Below are 16,561 nucleotides of genomic sequence, written 5' to 3' on the forward strand. Positions count from 1 at the left end.
GTCATCAGGGGAACGACATGTTGCAGACGCAGGCGCCACACGCCCGAAATCTCACCGTTGATGGTGTCACCGTCAATATTTCATCACTCAATGAAGCCGTTTCGTCGATCGTCGATGCCGTCGAACATGGCGAGAACTTCAGTGTATGTACGCTCAACCTCGATCATGTCGTCCAACTGCAACAAAAGCCTGATTTTCGCGCCGCCTATCGTCGCGCACGCTTTGTAACCGCTGATGGTTTTCCGATTGTGGTCCTGAGCCATCTTTTGGGCACACCAATTACGCGAACAACCGGCGCAGATCTCGTGGCTCCCTTGTGCGAAGCTGCCGGCAAGAGAGGCCTTCCGATCTTTCTGTTCGGCTCGGATACGCCGACGCTCGAAAAGACCGCGACCGAATTGCGCAGGAGATATGAGGGCTTGCAGATCGCTGGCACTTTCGCGCCTGGTCGTGGCTTCGATGCTTACTCGACCGAAGCCGATGCAGCAATTGCACAGATCCGTGCATCCGGTGCAAAGTTGTGCTTCCTCGCACTCGGCGCACCGCGACAGGAATTGTTCGCCTCGCGTTGTATTGATGAGCTCGACGGCACTGCCTGCCTGTGCATCGGCGCGGCGCTCGATTTTATCGCGGGCACACAGGTTCGCGCACCGATGTTCACCCAGCGCGCCGGCCTCGAATGGGCCTGGCGCATGTTGAAAGATCCACGCCGCCTTGCGCCTCGTTACGCTCGCTGCGCGGCCGCCGTGCCACGTTTGATCGCCGGCACGCTTCCACAAATCCTGAATGCCCGCATGAGGAAAGCCGTATGACCTCGACTCTGACTCTGGGGCTTCGTGCCCGAAATGCTGCCCCGGCCAAGCGCCGCTATCAGATCTGCCTCATCCACCCGTTCGATCCGCGCGGCCAGAAGGTTGGCGGGCTGGAGACCTATATCCGCGACTTCATCACGTTCCATCCCACAGACACGGACATCCTGTTCGTTGGCGTGGATTCGATCGGCGACCTCAAGCTCGGCGAAGTGCGACGCCTGACCTTCCGCGGACGCGACTTCGACTTCCTCCCCATTCTGCACTATTCCGACCAGCAGGCCCGCGAGGCCGCGCGCACCATCCGCTCGTCGCTGACCGGGCAGTTCTTCATGGCACTGCTCCGCCACTTCGGCCCAGTGTCGCGGCTGATCCGCGAGCGCGACTGCACCATCGATCTCCGCCGTGTCGAATTCTCCTGGCTGCCGACGCTACTGCGCCGTCCATTCATCCAGATGCTGCATGGCGAGGGCGCGCCGAAGTTGCAGATGGACTCGCTGCTGCGCAAATATTCGTTCGTGCACAATGCAGGCGAGCGTTTCGCGGTCACGACCAGCGCAAAATTTCTGTGCGTGAATCCGTTCATCACCGAACGGCTGCAAAAGACATATCCCGGCCAGAGCGGCAAGATCGACACGCTCTGGACCTGGGTGAATACCGACATCTTCAAACCACAGCCGTTTCCCGCGATCACCGAACCGTTCCGAATCATCTTCGCGGGGCGCCTTGATGAGTTCAAGGATCCGCCGTTGATGTTCAGCACCATCGCCCGCCTGCGCGAGCGGCTGCATGGTCATCTCGAATTCCATTATATCGGGACCAGCGATCCGCATCGCTTTGTCGAATTCGCCGCGATCGAAGACATCACCATCCGGCACGGCTTCAAGGACGCTGTCGGTATGGCCACAACACTGGCCAATGCCCATGCAGGCATCCTGACGTCGGAATTCGAGGGCATGCCGCGCTGCGTGCTCGAGATGCTTGCGGTCGGCCGCCCGGTCGTCGCCGTGCACCTGCCGCAACTGGAGTCAGTAATTCATGATGGCGAGAGCGGCTATCTCATTTCCCGCAGCTCATCCCGCGACGAGATGATCGAGAACTTGGCCCAACGTTTCCTCGATACCCGCGATGCGATCGGCACCGGCGAGATCAACCCGGCGCAGGTTGCCAGCGCGATCGATAACTTCACACCAGCAACACAGCTGGCGCGCGTCTTTACCTATCATCAGGATATCCAGAATGCGCGCAACATGATGATGACGCCCTCCGCGGCACACTGAGGTTATTTGTGAATATCCTGTTGCTATCGAGCGAATATGCTCCCGCACGCGGCGGGATAGGCACCTACGCCCACGAGATCGCATTGGCCGCAACGCAGCTCGGCGCGCGGGTGACGCTGGTCGCTCCCGATTACGCACAGGATATGTCAGCCGACGATCGCGCCATGCCCTTCGCAATCCACCGTTTCAGCGGCGGATTGCATTCGGCACGCGATTTGCCCGCCAAGATCATGCTGGCGCGCAGCCGCATCGGTACGGCTCCGTTCGATGTGGTGCATGCCGCTGACTGGCCCTTCTTCATTCCGGTCGCACTCGCGCGCGGCCGCACGCCGGCGCGGATGCTGATGACGGTGCACGGTACAGAGATCAATGAGACGCAGACGCCACTGAAGCGACTGGCGATCCGCTTCAGTGGCGTGTTCGGGCCACGCACCGAGGTCGCGGCCAATAGCAACTTCACACGCGAGCTGTTTCGCAAGAGATTCACGATCGACGAACGGCGCATCCATGCCATTCGCCTTGGCGTCTCCGATTTCTGGTCCGGACGGCGCAGCGATCGCGCTGCCACGCGCGCGATCTATGACATTGCGCCGGACCGGATCGTCATGGTCACCGTGGCGCGGCTGACGCGGCGCAAGGGACATCATCTCACGCTCGCCGCTCTGGCGCAGCTTCCTGACGAACTACGTCAGCGCGTCACTTGGCTGGTCATCGGTCCGCAGGGAGAGGCGGATTATGTCGATGAGCTTCGCGGCATGATCGCCGCGTCGGACTGCGACGTCAGGCTGCTCGGCGCGCTATCGAATGAGGAAATTCGCGACATCTACGGTGCGGCGGACTTTTTTTGTCTGACCGGTGTGCCGGATTCGTCCGGCCGCGTCGAAGGCTTCGGTCTCGTCTATCTTGAGGCCGGTGCCACGGGCCTGCCGAGCGTCGCAAGCAATATCGGAGGTGTGCCCGATGCGGTGCTCGCCGGCCAGTCTGGCCTTCTGGTCGCCCCCCGCGTCGACATGATCGCCCATGTGATCCGGCAATTGGCCGAGGACGATGAGCTGCGGGCGCGCCTCGGCGCTGGTGCCGCCGCACATGCGCGTGATCTGTCGTGGGAACGCTGCGCCGCAGAAACCTATGGTTTGAAGCGGCCATCACCGTCGGAGGATGCCTTGCAGACCGGATCGGAGCTGAGGGCATCGGCATGAAACAGCTCGCTGCCATCGTCACATTGCTCGTGCTCACCGCAAGCACCGCGCATGCCGACAATTGCAACAAGAGCCGGGAGTATCTGCTCGGCGGCCTTGCGGGCGATCTCACCATGCCGCCACAGGCCTATGAAGGCCTGTTCAAGGTCTGCACCGCGACGGCGACGATGCCGAACGTCAAAGATGCCTACATCCTGAAGGATGGGGCCATCGCGGTGATTCCGAAACAGGACACGGTGGCCGCCACCGCGGCGACGCTGTCGCGATTCTGCGACGCCAACCCCAGAGCCACGCTACGCTTCATCTCCGCCAAGGAGCTCGTGCTAACGAAATCGACATCGGGCATTGTGCAGATGTCGTCAGGCTCCGCAACATCGTGTAAGAAGATCAAGGGTCTCACCTGAGCCAGAGGGAAATGCCGCCATGCTGAAGCGCATCTTTCGCTCCTCGTCCGAGACATTCCGGACACGTTCGCCGGAACGTGATCGCATCACCGATGAACGGCTTGTTCTCGCCATTGCGGCGACCATCGACTCCGGCCTGCGCAGTGCAGAATACGAACATGACGGCCTGAAGCGTCGGCTGGAAGACGTCATCTCCATCGCCGCAATTGTCGGCGGTAACGAGATCGAGGACGTCAACAGCCAGTCGGACCCACGGGCGGAACTCCTGCAGAAATCGGACGACGAGATCCGCATCGGCGAAGCACGGCTGCGGACACTCGAGACCAATATCGAGCATTTCAGATCGCTGAAGCGGGACCTGAGACGGCGTTTCCCGGGCATCAATCTCGATGCCGCCGAGCCGGCGCCGAAATAGCGGTTTTCCACCGATCAAGACCAGCCGATCAAGATTCGACCGATCAGCACGCCATGCGCGGGTCAGTGATGCCACGACACGCTTCAGGGTGATCGATGCCTCGTAGCCGAGTTCGATGCGATCGGGCATACTGATCGTGTAAATGCTATCCCTCACCTCATCGCCGGCCACCACCCGTACCGTGATCGGCCCCGCCTGCCTCAATCCCGCCCCAGGGCTTCGCCCAAGGGGCGACCGGAGTATCTGCTTCCATGACTGATCGCGCCGACGCCATTGCCGCCAGGATCGAGACCTTCATCCGCGCCGAAGTCATCCCCTATGAGAAAGATTCGCGGACAGGTGCTCACGGCCCGAGCGACGAACTGGTGCAGGAACTGCGCGACAAGGCCCGCAAAGCCGGCGTTTTGACCCCGCACATTCTTGCGGATGGATCGCACCTCACGCAGCGCGAGACGGCGAAAGCCCTGATCAAATCGGGCCTTTCGCCTCTGGGGCCGCTGGCTTGCAACACGATGGCACCCGACGAGGGCAATATGTATCTCCTTGGCAAGGTCGGCACTGCCGAGCAGAAGACGCGCTTTCTGGAGCCGCTGGTGTCGGGGAAAGCGCGTTCGGCATTCTTCATGACCGAACCGGCAGATGAAGGCGGCGCAGGCTCCGATCCGTCGATGATGCAAACCACCTGCAGGCTCGATGGCAATCACTGGGTGATCAACGGACGGAAGAAGTTCATCACCGGCGCGGAAGGCGCCAAGGTCGGGATCGTCATGGCGAAGTCCGAGGATGGCGCCTGCATGTTTCTCGTCGACCTGCCCGATCCTGCGATCCGCACCCTGCGTGTGCTGGATACGATCGACAATTCGATGCCCGGCGGCCATGCGGAGATCGAGATCAATAACCTGCGTGTGCCTGCAGACCAGATGCTTGGCGCGTCAGGCGACGGTTTCAAATACGCGCAAATCCGCCTTAGCCCCGCGCGCCTGTCGCATTGCATGCGTTGGCTGGGTCTTGCAATCCGCGCCAACGAGATCGCGACCGACTATGCCTGTCGTCGCCATGCATTCGGAAAGGCCCTGATCGATCATGAAGGCGTCGGCTTCATGCTGGCGGAGAACCTGATCGATATCAAACAGTCGGAACTAATGATCGACTGGTGCGCGGACGTGCTCGACACCGGCTCGCTCGGAACGGCCGAAAGCTCGATGGCCAAGGTCGCCGTGTCGGAAGCGCTGATGCGGATCGCCGACCGTTGCGTGCAGGTGATGGGCGGCACCGGCGTTTCCGGCGAAACCATCGTCGAACAGGCCTTCCGCGAGATCCGCGCCTTCCGCATCTATGACGGCCCGACCGAAGTCCACAAATGGTCGCTCGCCAAGAAGATCAAGCGCGACTGGAAGACGGAACAGCAATGACGCGCACGGCGAAAGCCGTCGCTGTTTGATCGAGCGCTGCGACCATTCAGGGATGGCGTCAGGAGGTCGATGGCCATCCTGAGGCGGCGCGCGGGCGCCGAAATTGCCAGACGCCTCGCTTGAGACAGCCCCCCATCAGCAACCCTGCCCTGAAACTGCTGACCGACAGGTCAATGACGTTCTCTCGTACAAGCCATTCCGAGAAAAACTCTCCTGCGTTCACCGCGGTACCAGCAGGCTTCTTCCGAACATGACGCCATCGCATCTGCGCGCTGGACGCATTGCCTGATTTCCTGAAGTGTAGTTGCAACTTCTCCAAAGCGCACACTTATGCCGCATCAGCAGGCACCGAAGAGACATATCATGAAGACAGCAAGATTTCTGCACGTCGGCGCGCTCGCATTGGGCTTTGTCGCGGCGACTATGCAAGGCGTTCGCGCCGAGACGGCCCAACTCCGTATCGCGCAGCAATTCGGGATCGCCTATCTCCCGCTCATCGTCGCGAGCGAACGAGGCTTGATCGAGGAAGAAGCCAAGGCGCTTGGCATCACGCCGCCGAAGATCGAATGGCTGCGGCTCTCGGGCGCCGCATCGATGAATGAAGCGCTGATCTCCGGCAGGCTGGATTTCGCGACCGCCGGCATCACGCCGATGATCCTGACCTGGGACAAGACGCGGACCACCGCCAAGATCATCGGTGTCGCCGCGCTGGGATCGATGGCCAATATCCTCACCACCAACAATCCGAACGTCAAGACACTGGCCGACTTCACCGAGAAGGACCGCATCGCGCTGCCGTCGGTCAAGGTCGGCTTCCAGCCCATCGTGCTGCAGATGGCGGCCGACAAGGCGTTCGGCAAATACGACAAGCTCGACGAACTCACCGTCAGCATGCCGCATCCGGACGCAACGGCGCAGATCTTGTCGGGTCGCTCCGAGATCACGGCACACTTCACCTCACCGCCGTTCTCGCAACAGCAACTCGCCAGCGGTAAGGTGCATCAGGTATTGAACAGCTACGACGTGCTCGGCGGCCCGCACACTTTCAACGTGGTCTATGCCACCACCAAATTCGTCAATGACAATCCGAAGACGATCCAGGCCTTCGTGCGCGGCCTCGACCGCGCCAATGACTGGATCAAGGCCAATCCGAAGGAAGCCACTGCGCTTTACATCAAGGCGGAAAACTCGAAGCTTGCGCCGGATTTCGTCGAGAGCATCATCCGCGACAAGAACATCAACTTCACCACGATTCCCGAAGGTGCGCAGAAATTCGCCGACTTCGAAGCCAAGGTCGGCCTTATCAAGCAGGCACCGGCGTCGTGGCGGGATCTGTTCTGGTCCGGCCTGGGCGAAAAGCCGGGAAGCTGACGTGAACGTCGCGCCGCGATCGGCTGACTTCATCGGTGACGCCGTAACGGCGCCGCTGCTGGCACTGGATCATGTCAGTATCAGCTATCCCACCCGCGACGGCATCCTCACGGCTGTCGAGGATGTCAGCTTCACACTCTCGGCCAGCGAGCGGCTGGTGCTGCTCGGCCCGTCCGGCTGCGGCAAATCCACGCTGCTGCGTACTGTCGGCGGTTTTTTGAAGCCCAGCACCGGCGAGATCCGGCTACACGGGCGGCGCATCGATGCGCCTGGCCCCGATCGTATGACGGTGTTTCAGGAGTTCGACCAGTTGCTGCCGTGGCGCACGGTGCTGGGCAATGTCCGTTACGCGCTGGAGCGCGGCAAGTCGCTGCCGCGCCGGCAGGCGGAGGATGTCGCGCGTCATTGGCTCAGCCGCGTCGGGCTGAAGAATTTCGTCGATGCCTATCCGCATACGCTGTCCGGCGGCATGAAGCAGCGCGTCGCCATCGCCCGTGCCTTCGCGCTCGAGCCGGCGCTGCTGCTGATGGACGAACCGTTCGCTGCACTGGATGCGCTGACGCGTCGACAGATGCAGGACGAACTGCTTAAGCTGTGCGAGGAGACCGGGAGCACGGCGCTATTCGTCACCCATGGCATCGACGAGGCGATCCGCGTCGGCACCCGCATCCTCGCACTGACGCCGCATCCCGGCCGGCTGGCCGCGACATTCGACGTGCCGCCCGACACCCGCATCCGCGGCACCGCGCGCTTCGCCGAGCTGGAACGACAGATCCAGCAGAGCGTTTTCGCCGATCCGGAAACCGAACATGTCTGATATCGCTGCGCCGAAACTGGTGCGCGCGCCCGCTTTACGGCGCGTGTTCGATGGTACGCCGTGGCGCCGTGCCGTGATCCTCGCGGGCTTCGCGCTGATCTGGGAGCTCTATGCACGCTGGCTGGACAATGCGCTGCTGCTGCCGACCATGGGCGCGACTTTGTCGGCGCTGTGGGCGGCTATCGTCTCCGGTGAACTGCCGGACCGCACCCTGACGTCGCTGCGTGTCCTGATCACCGGCTATGCGCTGGGCATCGCCGTCGCCGCGGCGCTCACCACCCTCGCCGCGCTGTCACGCTGGGGCAACGAAGCGCTCGGGCTGCTGACATCCATGTTCAATCCGCTTCCCGCCATCGCGCTGCTGCCCGTTGCATTGCTGTGGTTCGGCATCGGCACGCCGAGCCTGATCTTCGTCATCGTCCATTCGGTGCTGTGGCCGGTGGCGCTGGCCTGCTATGGCGGCTTCCTCGCCGTGCCGCCGACGCTGCGGATGGCTGGCCGCAATCTCGGCCTGTCCGGCGGCCGGTTCGTGGTGGAGATCCTGGTGCCTGCGGCGTTCCCGCAGATCCTGTCGGGCCTGCGGATCGGCTGGGCCTTCGCGTGGCGGACCTTGATCGCTGCCGAACTCGTGTTCGGCGTCAGCGCCCGTTCCGGCGGCCTCGGCTGGTTCATCTACACCAGCCGTGCGCAGCTGGAAACGGCCAGCGTGTTCGCGGGACTGCTGACGGTGATCCTGATCGGCCTTGTGGTCGAAGGGGTTATCTTTCGCACATTGACGCGGATCACGGTGCAGCGCTGGGGCCAGGAGCAGGCTTGAGCGAGCAATCTGCGGCGGCAATGCCAGGGGCACAACGTTCTCCGGATGGCGGCATTGTGCAGAGCGATCAACCCATGATCGTCCTGGTTTTTGGAATTCCCCAGATCGCCTGCTTGGGACTCTAATGCGTCATCAGTGATGGCGCCTTTCACGCCCCAATGCAGGACAACGACAATGCATGCCAGACGAATAATCTTGAAAGCCGCCATCGCCATAGGTCTCGGCGTGGCGGTCGTCTCCGCTCCCATGCTGATCGGTTCCGGATCAGCACAAGCGCAGGAGAAGACCGTCCGGATTGGCTTCCAGAAATACGGCAAGCTGGTTCTGCTGAAGAGCAAGGGGAGTTTGGAGCCACGCCTGAAGGCACTTGGCTGGAACATCAAATGGACGGAGTTTTCGGCGGGCCCCGCGCTGCTGGAAGCCATCAATGTCGGCGCGCTCGATTTCGGCAACACCGGCGAGGCACCGCCGATCTTCGCGCAGGCCGCCGGCGCACCGATCCGCTATGTCGCCTATGAGCCGCCAGCGCCCAAGGGCGAAGCGATCCTGGTGCCGAAAGGCAGTCCGATCAAATCGGTCGCCGAGCTGAAGGGCAAGAAGGTCGCGCTCAACAAGGGCTCCAACGTTCACTATCTCCTCGTCAAGGCGCTGGAGAAAGCCAATGTCAAATATTCCGACATCACCCCGGTGTTCCTGGCGCCGGCTGACGCGCGCGCGGCGTTCGAGCGCGGTGCCGTGGATGCCTGGGTGATCTGGGACCCGTTCCAGGCGGCCGCTGAAGCCGCGATCGAGGCGACGGTTCTCGCCGACGGCACCGATACAGTTTCGAACTACCAGTTCTATCTGTCATCGCAGAAATTCCTGGAATCGGATCCCAAGGTGGTCGATGCGATTCTCGAAGGCCTGCGGGAGGTCGACGACTGGGCCAAGACGGACATCAAGGCCGTGGCCGAACAGTTGAGCCCCTCGGTCGGCCTGCCGGTTGCTGTACTGGAGGTCGCGCTCAAGCGGCAGGCCTACGGGATCAAGCCGATTGATCGCAAGGTCATCACCGAGCAGCAGCAACTGGCCGATACGTTTCTCGCGCTCGGACTGATCCCGAAAGCCATTGCCGTAGCCGACGCCGCCGGGACACCCGCACCATGACCGCAGTCGACGACGCTCTCAAGATCCTCTGGTTCCTGCCGACCAGCGGCGACGGCCACTATCTCGGAACCACGGCCGGTGCGCGCGAGGTCGACTTCGACTATCTGCGGCAGATTGCGCGTGCTGCGGACAAGCTTGGCTATTACGGGGCCCTGCTCCCGACCGGGCGCAATTGCGAAGACTCCTGGGTCATCGCATCGGCCATCGCGCCGTGGACGGAGCGATTGCGCTATCTCGTCGCCGTGCGACCCGGACTGCAGTCGCCCACAGTAGCAGCGCGCATGACTGCCACGCTGGATCGCCTGACCAACGGACGATTGCTCATCAACATCGTGACGGGCGGCGATGCCGTCGAGAACAAGGGCGATGGCGTCTTCCTCGATCACGACGAACGCTATGAGGTCACCCGTGAGTTTCTGAATGTTTACGCGCGGGAGCTCGCCGGCGAAGCCGTCACTGTCGCGGGCAAGCACATCACGGTCGAAGACGGCCGCATCCTCTATCCACCGATCCAGACGCCCCATCCTCCATTCTATTTTGGCGGCTCGTCGGATGCCGGCATCGATGTCGCCGTCGATACCGTCGACAAATACCTGACCTGGGGCGAGCCGCCGGCGCAGGTGGCGGAGAAGATTGCACGCGTGCGCGGGATCGCCGAGCAGCGCGGCCGCAAGATCACGTTCGGCATTCGGCTGCATGTCATCGTCCGCCATACCAACGAGGCGGCATGGAAGGCCGCCGACGAACTGATCGAACACCTCACCGACGACACGATCGCATCCGCGCAGCAAATTCTCGGGCGAATGGATTCCGTCGGCCAGCAGCGCATGTCGCAATTGCACGGCGGCCGGCGCGACCGGCTCGAGGTCAGCCCGAATCTGTGGGCCGGCGTTGGCCTGGTGCGCGGCGGCGCCGGCACGGCGCTGGTCGGCGATCCCGCCACCGTCGCCGCACGCATCCGCGAATATCAGGACCTGGGCATCGATACGTTCATCCTGTCCGGCTATCCGCATCTCGAAGAGGCCTATCGGTTTGCCGAACTGGTATTCCCGCTGCTGTCGCTGCAACAAACCAGCAATGTCCGGCAGTTCCGCGCCAATACCGGCCCGTTCGGAGAGCCACTCGCAGATCACCGCCGGGCGACCGCAAAAGTTTGATGCGCCGCCAGCCTTGATCCCAGCGGCGCAATGACGCCGCGGCATCTGGAGGACACCACATGACCAAGCAGATTCGCCTCAACGCGTTCGCCATGAACTGCGTGGCGCACCAGTCGCCCGGCCTGTGGACGCATCCCGACGATCGCTCCAGCGACTATAATCGTCTGCCCTACTGGCTCGATCTGGCCAAAACTCTGGAACGCGGTCGTTTCGACGGCCTCTTCCTTGCAGATGTGCTCGGCATCTACGACGTGTTCGGCGGCAATCCGGACGCGGCATTGCGCAATGCCGCGCAGGTGCCGGTCAACGACCCGCTGCTGCTGGTGTCGGCGATGGCTGCCGTCACCGATAATCTCGGATTCGGCGTGACCTGTACGCTGTCCTACGAGCCGCCCTATCCATTCGCCCGCCGGATGTCGACCCTCGATCACCTCACCGATGGCCGCATCGGCTGGAACATCGTTACCGGCTATCTCGACAGCGCCGCCAAGGGCATGGGCAAGGCCAGCCAGAATGCCCATGACGACCGATACAACGTCGCCGAAGAATATATGGAGGTCGTCTACAAGCTGTGGGAAGGCAGCTGGGAAGACGACGCCGTGCAGCGCGACAAGGCGCGCGGCATCTTCACCGAGCCGTCGCGTGTTCACCGCGTCCAGCATTGTGGCGAGAACTACACACTCGACGCCATCCATCTCTCCGAGCCGTCACCGCAGCGAACGCCGGTGCTCTATCAGGCCGGAACGTCGCTGCGCGGAAAACTGTTCGCCGCGCAACACGCCGAATGCGTGTTCATGTCCGGTCCATCCGCAAAGGTGATCGCGCCGCGCGTCGCTGCGATCCGCGCGCTTACGGCAGAGACCGGGCGCGATCCGTCGGAAATCCTGATGTTCAGCATGATGACGGTGATCCTCGGCCGCACCGAGGAGGAAGCCGCCGCGAAACATGCGGAGTATCGTCGCTACATCAACCATGAGGGCGCCCTGACGCTGATGTCCGGCTGGACCGGCGTCGATTTCTCGACCTATGACCTCGACCAGAAGGTGGAGCACGTCCACAACGAGGCCGGCCGCACGGCGATGGACAATATCACCCGCGCCGATCCCGATCGCACCTGGACGGTGCGCGAGGTGGCCGAGCATGTCGGCATCGGCGGCATCGGGCCAATCGTGGTCGGAACGCCCGAACAGGTAGCTGACGCCATCGAGGACTGGGTCGCGCAGACCGACGTCGATGGTTTGAACCTCGCCTTCGCGATCTCGCCCGGAAGCTTCGAGGACATCGTCGATCTGCTGGTTCCGGAACTGACCCGGCGCGGTATCTACAAGAGTGCCTATGCGCCCGGCACGCTTCGCGAAAAACTGTTCGGTGCCGGTCGCGCACGGCTGCAGTCGCCGCATCCAGCCTCCTCGTTCCGCCCCGTGCTGCCATCCGCTATCGCCGCGGAGTAACGACTCGAAGTCGGCCTACCGCTCGGGCTGGCACCAAAGCAGCAGAGGGATCGACGCATGCGAGGCGCTCTGATCATCCCGGGCCTTCACGGCTCGCCGGACGGCCACTGGCAGAGCCTGTTGCAGAGCCATACGCCGTTTGCGCGCCGCGTCGAGCAGGACGACTGGGACGCGCCTGTGCTCGATCGCTGGGTGGAGCGACTTCTGTCGAGCGCAGATGCCAATCCCGGCGCGATCGCAGTCGCCCACAGTCTCGGCTGTATCCTCATTGCTCATGCAGCGCTGCGGGTGCCGGACATCAAAATCGGCGGCGCACTTCTGGTCGCACCGGCCGATGTGGAAACGAACACCGACGCATTCCCGCAATTACGCAACTTTGCACCGATGCCGACGACATCCCTGCCGTTTCCGAGCATCGTCGTCGCCAGCAGCAACGATCCCTTCATGTCGCTACAGCGGGCGCGCATGCTGGCCAGGAGCTGGGGCTCGGACTTCGTCAATATGGGCGATGCCGGCCACATCAATATCGCGTCGGGCTATGGCGCGTGGCCGGCGGCGCACCATCTGGTCGATGCGCTGACAGCGAAAGCCGAGTCGGCACAGCACCCGCCACGGCCACTCCGAAACCGGACGACCGGCAAACGGGTGCCGGCATCGTAGAGTGTTTCAACCGTCTTATCGTCCCGTTCAAACCGATCGTGCCGTCGAAAGGCCAGCCGTCGCCGCATTGGCAGACGAACGCACGAAGGCACTCTCGATCGCGGGGATCGATGACAACAAGGCCCTGGTGTAGTCATCGGCCGGGTTGGAAAATACCTGATCGACCGGTCCGGATTCGACGATCCGCCCGCGGTGAAACACCAGCACGCGATCCGCGATATGCTGGACGACGCCCAGATCGTGAGAAATGAAAAGCAGCGCCGTGCCGAGGCGCGCCTGCAACTCGCTCAGCAGGTCCAGCACCTGCGCCTGGATCGAAACATCCAGCGCCGACACTGGCTCGTCGCACACGATGATGTCCGGCTCCGCCGCCAGTGCACGTGCAATGGAGACACGCTGCCGCTGGCCGCCCGACAGCGACCGCGGATAACGACCGAGATGACCGGCGTTCAGACCGACCTGATCGAGCAGCGCGACGATGCGGTCGCGCTTTGCGCGCGCATCACCGGTCAGGTTTTCGGCAATCACATCGGCGACCCGGTAGCGCGGATCGAAACTGCTGAGCGCATCCTGCGGGATATATTGCAGCCTTGCGCGCAGCGCGCGCCGCTCGGCCTCCGCCACCCCGGACCACGGCTGCCCGAGCAGGCGCACCTCGCCCTCGTCCGGCGCAAGCAGACCGAGCACGATCTTGGCGCATGTCGACTTGCCAGATCCGGACTCGCCGACAATGCCAACGACCTCGCCGGCCTTTACAGCAAAGCTGACCTGGTCCAATGCCGGAAGAGACGGTTCGCGGCCCGCGGTCCGCCGCTGGACATAACGTTTAGAAATGCCCTCAACCTGGAGCACCAAAGCTTCATCCGACGGCTTTCGGACCGGAAGGCGCTCGCGGACGATGACAGAGCCGACGGCGCCGTCCCCTTCGACGCTTGCAACATCAAATCGGGCAGACGCGAGCAGATGTCCTTTTGAATCAGCGGATGGGATCGCAGCAAGAAGCTGGCGCGTATAGGGATGGCGCGGACGGCGCAAGACATCCGCCGTGGCTCCGCTGTCCACGATGCGGCCGTCGCGCATCACGATCACTCGATCGGCGATTCCGGCCACGACAGCGAGATCATGGCTGATCAGCAGCAGTCCGGCGCCTTCCCGCACGCGCTCGGCCAATACGGCGAGCACCTGCGCCTGGACGGTGACGTCCAGCGATGTGGTTGGTTCGTCTGCGATAATGAGATCCGGGTCGGCCGCAATGGCCGACGCAATCAATGCGCGCTGGCGCAAACCGCCGGAGAGCTGATGCGCATATTGTGTAGCTCGATGTTCGGGATCGGGAATGCCGACCTTGCGGAGCACATCGGTGACGCGTGCGGCAACTGTGTGTCGCCCACGTAACGTCCGATGCGCGGAGAGCACCTCGCCGACTTCCTGGCCGATGGTGCGTAGCGGATCCAGCGACACCAACGCGTCCTGCATGACAAGGCCGGTGACCGTGCCACGCAGCTTGCGCCAGTCGGCTTCGCGAAACTGCAACGCATTGCGGCCCTTGATCAGGAAGCGATCAGCGTCGACCTCGGCCCCGTCACCAGACAGATTCAGCAGACTGCGTGCCGTAATGCTCTTGCCCGATCCGGATTCGCCGACCAGCGCCACGCATTCGCCGCGGCGGATCGTCAGGTCGAAGTTGCGGACGATCGGCGTGCCGCCATTGGCGCCGGCAAAACCGATCGAGAGTCCCTCAATGTCGATCAGCAGATCATCGGGTTGTGGAATGACCAGATATGGTTTGTCCGTCATGCCAGCCGTCCTTCGAACCGTTTCTGGATGGCATTGCCGACCAGCGTGAAGGCGATCACCGTCAGTGTGATGGCGAGGCCGGGAAACACGCCGGGCCACCACGCCACGCGCAGCACGTCGCGACTCTCCGCCAGCATCACGCCCCATTCCGGCGTCGGCGGCTGCGGGCCGAGCCCCAGAAAGCTGAGGCCCGACACCGCGAGGATCGTATTGCCGATATAGACCGTCGCGATCACCGGCACGGCGACCAAGACATTCGGCAGCACATGGCGGATGAAGATCTGCCAGCGGCCGAGGCCGTAGACGACCGCATGCGTCACGTAATCGGCATCGCGCACCAATTGCGTTTGGGCACGGATCACCCGGCCGAATTTCGGAATGCCGGCAATTCCCACGGCAATGGCGATGTTGAGCATACCCTGCCCCAGAAACGTGACCACCAGCATCGCCAGCAGCACGCCGGGGAATGACGACAGCACGTCGAACACGCGCGACGTCGCCTCGTCGAGGAAGCGGTTGCGCTGTCCGGCGAGAATGCCAAGCACGATGCCGAAGGCCAGACTGATCGCCATGCCGCCGAGCCCGATCAGGAGCGAATAGCGTGTGCCGTGGATGGTCCGCGCGAACACGTCGCGGCCGAGCCGGTCGGTGCCGAACAGATGCTTCCAGCTCGGCGGCTTCAGCCCCAGCGCATAGTCGCCGATCAGCGGATCGAACTGGGTGAAGGCGCGTGGGAATGCCGCGGCCAGAAGCAGCACGAACAGAAACGCCAGTGAGATCGCAAGGCCCGGCGACAGCAATCGCGGCGCGATCACGGCCGCCGTCGTCACCGGTTCCACCGCACCGGGCGGATTGACCTGCGGGTCGAGCGCGACGGACAAGTCCGCGAGCGGACGCGTTTGAATGTTCATTGCGCCCTCAGTCTCGGATCGATCAGCAAATACAGGATGTCGAGCAGGGTCGATGCGGCGACATGGATGAAAGCGGCCAGCAGCACCACGGCCAGCACCACCGGCACGTCATGGGTCAGCACGGCGCCGAGCGTCACGGTGCCGAGACCCGGACGCCCGAAGACTTTCTCCGTGATCACAGCGCCGCCGAGCAGTCCGCCGATCAGCCAGCCGCCGAGCGTCACCGCCGGCAGCAAGGCATGCCGCAGCACATGGCGCGCGCGGATCACGAGCTCGCCGACGCCGCGCGAACGCACCGTGGTGACGAAGGGCTGATCGAGCGTCTTCTCCATCGCCTCACGCAGCACCTGCGCGAGGAGGCCGGCCGTCGGCAATGCCAGTGTCAGCGACGGCAGCACGATCGACTGCCAGCCACTGGCACCGGACACCGGAAACCAGCGCAGCGTGAAGGAAAACGCCATCAGCAGCAGGATGCCGAGCCAGAACACCGGCGTGGATGCGAACACCAGTTCCAGAAAGGATGCGATCTGGCGCGAGATGCGCCCACGGCCGGCCGTCAACAGCGCCAGCGCGATCGCAATGATGACTGCCAGTATGCCCCCGAGCAGCGCAAGCTGTACCGTCGGCATCAGTTGTGATCCCACGACCTCGGTGACGGGCTGACGCAGCACGTAGGACGTGCCGAAATCGCCCTGCAGGATGCGCAGAAGAAAATCCAGGTACTGCGCGGGCAGACTGCGATCGAGCCCCCACTCCGCCGCAATCGCCTCGCGCAGCCCTGGATATTCCAGATCGCCCGCCAGGATATCCTGGATGCGCCCCGGCAAAGCGTGCAGCGCCAAGAATGCCGCCGTCACACTTGCCCAGGCCACCACGAGGCTGGTGAGCAATCTGGAAATGATACGAGACCACATG

Annotated in this window: 16 protein-coding genes; 13 read left to right on the plus strand and 3 right to left on the minus strand. The window is 63.0% G+C overall.

Going from position 1 to position 16,561, the window contains the following annotated elements:
* Positions 1-17 precede the first annotated feature (17 nt).
* The 13 genes from HP556_RS10145 to HP556_RS10205 all read left to right on the plus strand — a co-directional run bounded on the left by HP556_RS10145 (position 18) and on the right by HP556_RS10205 (position 12,938).
* Positions 18-812: a WecB/TagA/CpsF family glycosyltransferase gene (locus tag HP556_RS10145; RefSeq protein ID WP_175366896.1), complete on the plus strand. Its 795-nt coding sequence runs from the start codon at positions 18-20 to the stop codon at positions 810-812.
* Positions 809-2,089, plus strand: a complete 1,281-nt coding sequence (locus HP556_RS10150; protein WP_175366897.1) for a glycosyltransferase — start codon at positions 809-811, stop codon at positions 2,087-2,089. Before HP556_RS10145 ends, HP556_RS10150 begins: the two co-directional genes overlap by 4 nt.
* An 8-nt stretch (positions 2,090-2,097) precedes the next feature.
* Positions 2,098-3,288 carry a glycosyltransferase family 4 protein gene (locus tag HP556_RS10155; protein ID WP_175366898.1) on the plus strand — a complete coding sequence of 397 codons (1,191 nt, stop codon included), beginning with the start codon at positions 2,098-2,100 and terminating at the stop codon, positions 3,286-3,288.
* Positions 3,285-3,692, plus strand: coding sequence for a hypothetical protein (locus tag HP556_RS10160; RefSeq protein ID WP_175366899.1), 408 nt, complete (start codon positions 3,285-3,287; stop codon positions 3,690-3,692). Before HP556_RS10155 ends, HP556_RS10160 begins: the two co-directional genes overlap by 4 nt.
* Before the next feature lie 19 nt (positions 3,693-3,711).
* The gene (locus HP556_RS10165; protein ID WP_175366900.1) at positions 3,712-4,107 is read left to right on the plus strand and encodes a hypothetical protein; all 396 of its coding nucleotides are present in this window, start codon (positions 3,712-3,714) and stop codon (positions 4,105-4,107) included.
* 251 nt (positions 4,108-4,358) lie between these two features.
* Positions 4,359-5,519, plus strand: a complete 1,161-nt coding sequence (locus HP556_RS10170; protein WP_175366901.1) for an acyl-CoA dehydrogenase family protein — start codon at positions 4,359-4,361, stop codon at positions 5,517-5,519.
* A gap of 363 nt (positions 5,520-5,882) precedes the next feature.
* Positions 5,883-6,890, plus strand: coding sequence for an ABC transporter substrate-binding protein (locus tag HP556_RS10175; RefSeq protein ID WP_246297590.1), 1,008 nt, complete (start codon positions 5,883-5,885; stop codon positions 6,888-6,890).
* Position 6,891: 1 nt separating this feature from the next.
* Positions 6,892-7,707 (plus strand): ABC transporter ATP-binding protein, encoded by an 816-nt coding sequence (locus tag HP556_RS10180; protein ID WP_175366902.1) that lies wholly within the window; start codon positions 6,892-6,894, stop codon positions 7,705-7,707.
* A complete protein-coding gene (locus tag HP556_RS10185; protein ID WP_175366903.1) occupies positions 7,700-8,524 on the plus strand; it encodes an ABC transporter permease in 825 nt (274 codons plus the stop codon). Before HP556_RS10180 ends, HP556_RS10185 begins: the two co-directional genes overlap by 8 nt.
* 174 nt (positions 8,525-8,698) lie before the next feature.
* Positions 8,699-9,670 carry a sulfonate ABC transporter substrate-binding protein gene (locus tag HP556_RS10190; protein ID WP_175366904.1) on the plus strand — a complete coding sequence of 324 codons (972 nt, stop codon included), beginning with the start codon at positions 8,699-8,701 and terminating at the stop codon, positions 9,668-9,670.
* Positions 9,667-10,827 (plus strand): FMNH2-dependent alkanesulfonate monooxygenase, encoded by a 1,161-nt coding sequence (ssuD, locus tag HP556_RS10195; RefSeq protein WP_175366905.1) that lies wholly within the window; start codon positions 9,667-9,669, stop codon positions 10,825-10,827. The genes HP556_RS10190 and ssuD overlap by 4 nt, the downstream gene beginning before the upstream one ends.
* Before the next feature lie 59 nt (positions 10,828-10,886).
* Positions 10,887-12,278 (plus strand): LLM class flavin-dependent oxidoreductase, encoded by a 1,392-nt coding sequence (locus HP556_RS10200; protein ID WP_175366906.1) that lies wholly within the window; start codon positions 10,887-10,889, stop codon positions 12,276-12,278.
* Positions 12,279-12,335: 57 nt separating this feature from the next.
* Entirely contained in the window at positions 12,336-12,938 is a 603-nt protein-coding gene (locus HP556_RS10205; protein WP_175366907.1) for an RBBP9/YdeN family alpha/beta hydrolase, read from the plus strand.
* A 27-nt stretch (positions 12,939-12,965) separates the two neighbouring features.
* Here HP556_RS10205 and HP556_RS10210 read toward each other — a convergent pair whose 3' ends face one another.
* The 3 genes from HP556_RS10210 to HP556_RS10220 are packed head-to-tail and all read right to left on the minus strand — an operon-like array spanning position 12,966 to position 16,560.
* The gene (locus HP556_RS10210; RefSeq protein ID WP_175366908.1) at positions 12,966-14,735 is read right to left on the minus strand and encodes a dipeptide ABC transporter ATP-binding protein; all 1,770 of its coding nucleotides are present in this window, start codon (positions 14,733-14,735) and stop codon (positions 12,966-12,968) included.
* A complete protein-coding gene (locus HP556_RS10215; protein ID WP_175366909.1) occupies positions 14,732-15,646 on the minus strand; it encodes an ABC transporter permease in 915 nt (304 codons plus the stop codon). Before HP556_RS10215 ends, HP556_RS10210 begins: the two co-directional genes overlap by 4 nt.
* Positions 15,643-16,560: an ABC transporter permease gene (locus tag HP556_RS10220; protein WP_175366910.1), complete on the minus strand. Its 918-nt coding sequence runs from the start codon at positions 16,558-16,560 to the stop codon at positions 15,643-15,645. Before HP556_RS10220 ends, HP556_RS10215 begins: the two co-directional genes overlap by 4 nt.
* Position 16,561 lies beyond the last annotated feature (1 nt).

Source organism: Tardiphaga robiniae (genome assembly GCF_013359755.1).
Lineage (GTDB): Bacteria > Pseudomonadota > Alphaproteobacteria > Rhizobiales > Xanthobacteraceae > Tardiphaga > Tardiphaga robiniae.

Bases quoted from the DNA above. Each gene is read 5' to 3' on its own strand.
- HP556_RS10145 (WP_175366896.1), top strand. From the start codon at position 18: ATGTTGCAGACGCAGGCGCCACACGCCCGAAATCTCACCGTTGATGGT.
- HP556_RS10150 (WP_175366897.1), top strand. From the start codon at position 809: ATGACCTCGACTCTGACTCTGGGGCTTCGTGCCCGAAATGCTGCCCCG.
- HP556_RS10160 (WP_175366899.1), top strand. From the start codon at position 3,285: ATGAAACAGCTCGCTGCCATCGTCACATTGCTCGTGCTCACCGCAAGC.
- HP556_RS10165 (WP_175366900.1), top strand. From the start codon at position 3,712: ATGCTGAAGCGCATCTTTCGCTCCTCGTCCGAGACATTCCGGACACGT.
- HP556_RS10170 (WP_175366901.1), top strand. From the start codon at position 4,359: ATGACTGATCGCGCCGACGCCATTGCCGCCAGGATCGAGACCTTCATC.
- HP556_RS10175 (WP_246297590.1), top strand. From the start codon at position 5,883: ATGAAGACAGCAAGATTTCTGCACGTCGGCGCGCTCGCATTGGGCTTT.
- HP556_RS10185 (WP_175366903.1), top strand. From the start codon at position 7,700: ATGTCTGATATCGCTGCGCCGAAACTGGTGCGCGCGCCCGCTTTACGG.
- HP556_RS10190 (WP_175366904.1), top strand. From the start codon at position 8,699: ATGCATGCCAGACGAATAATCTTGAAAGCCGCCATCGCCATAGGTCTC.
- ssuD (WP_175366905.1), top strand. From the start codon at position 9,667: ATGACCGCAGTCGACGACGCTCTCAAGATCCTCTGGTTCCTGCCGACC.
- HP556_RS10200 (WP_175366906.1), top strand. From the start codon at position 10,887: ATGACCAAGCAGATTCGCCTCAACGCGTTCGCCATGAACTGCGTGGCG.
- HP556_RS10205 (WP_175366907.1), top strand. From the start codon at position 12,336: ATGCGAGGCGCTCTGATCATCCCGGGCCTTCACGGCTCGCCGGACGGC.
- HP556_RS10210 (WP_175366908.1), bottom strand. From the start codon at position 14,735: ATGACGGACAAACCATATCTGGTCATTCCACAACCCGATGATCTGCTG.
- HP556_RS10215 (WP_175366909.1), bottom strand. From the start codon at position 15,646: ATGAACATTCAAACGCGTCCGCTCGCGGACTTGTCCGTCGCGCTCGAC.
- HP556_RS10220 (WP_175366910.1), bottom strand. From the start codon at position 16,560: ATGTGGTCTCGTATCATTTCCAGATTGCTCACCAGCCTCGTGGTGGCC.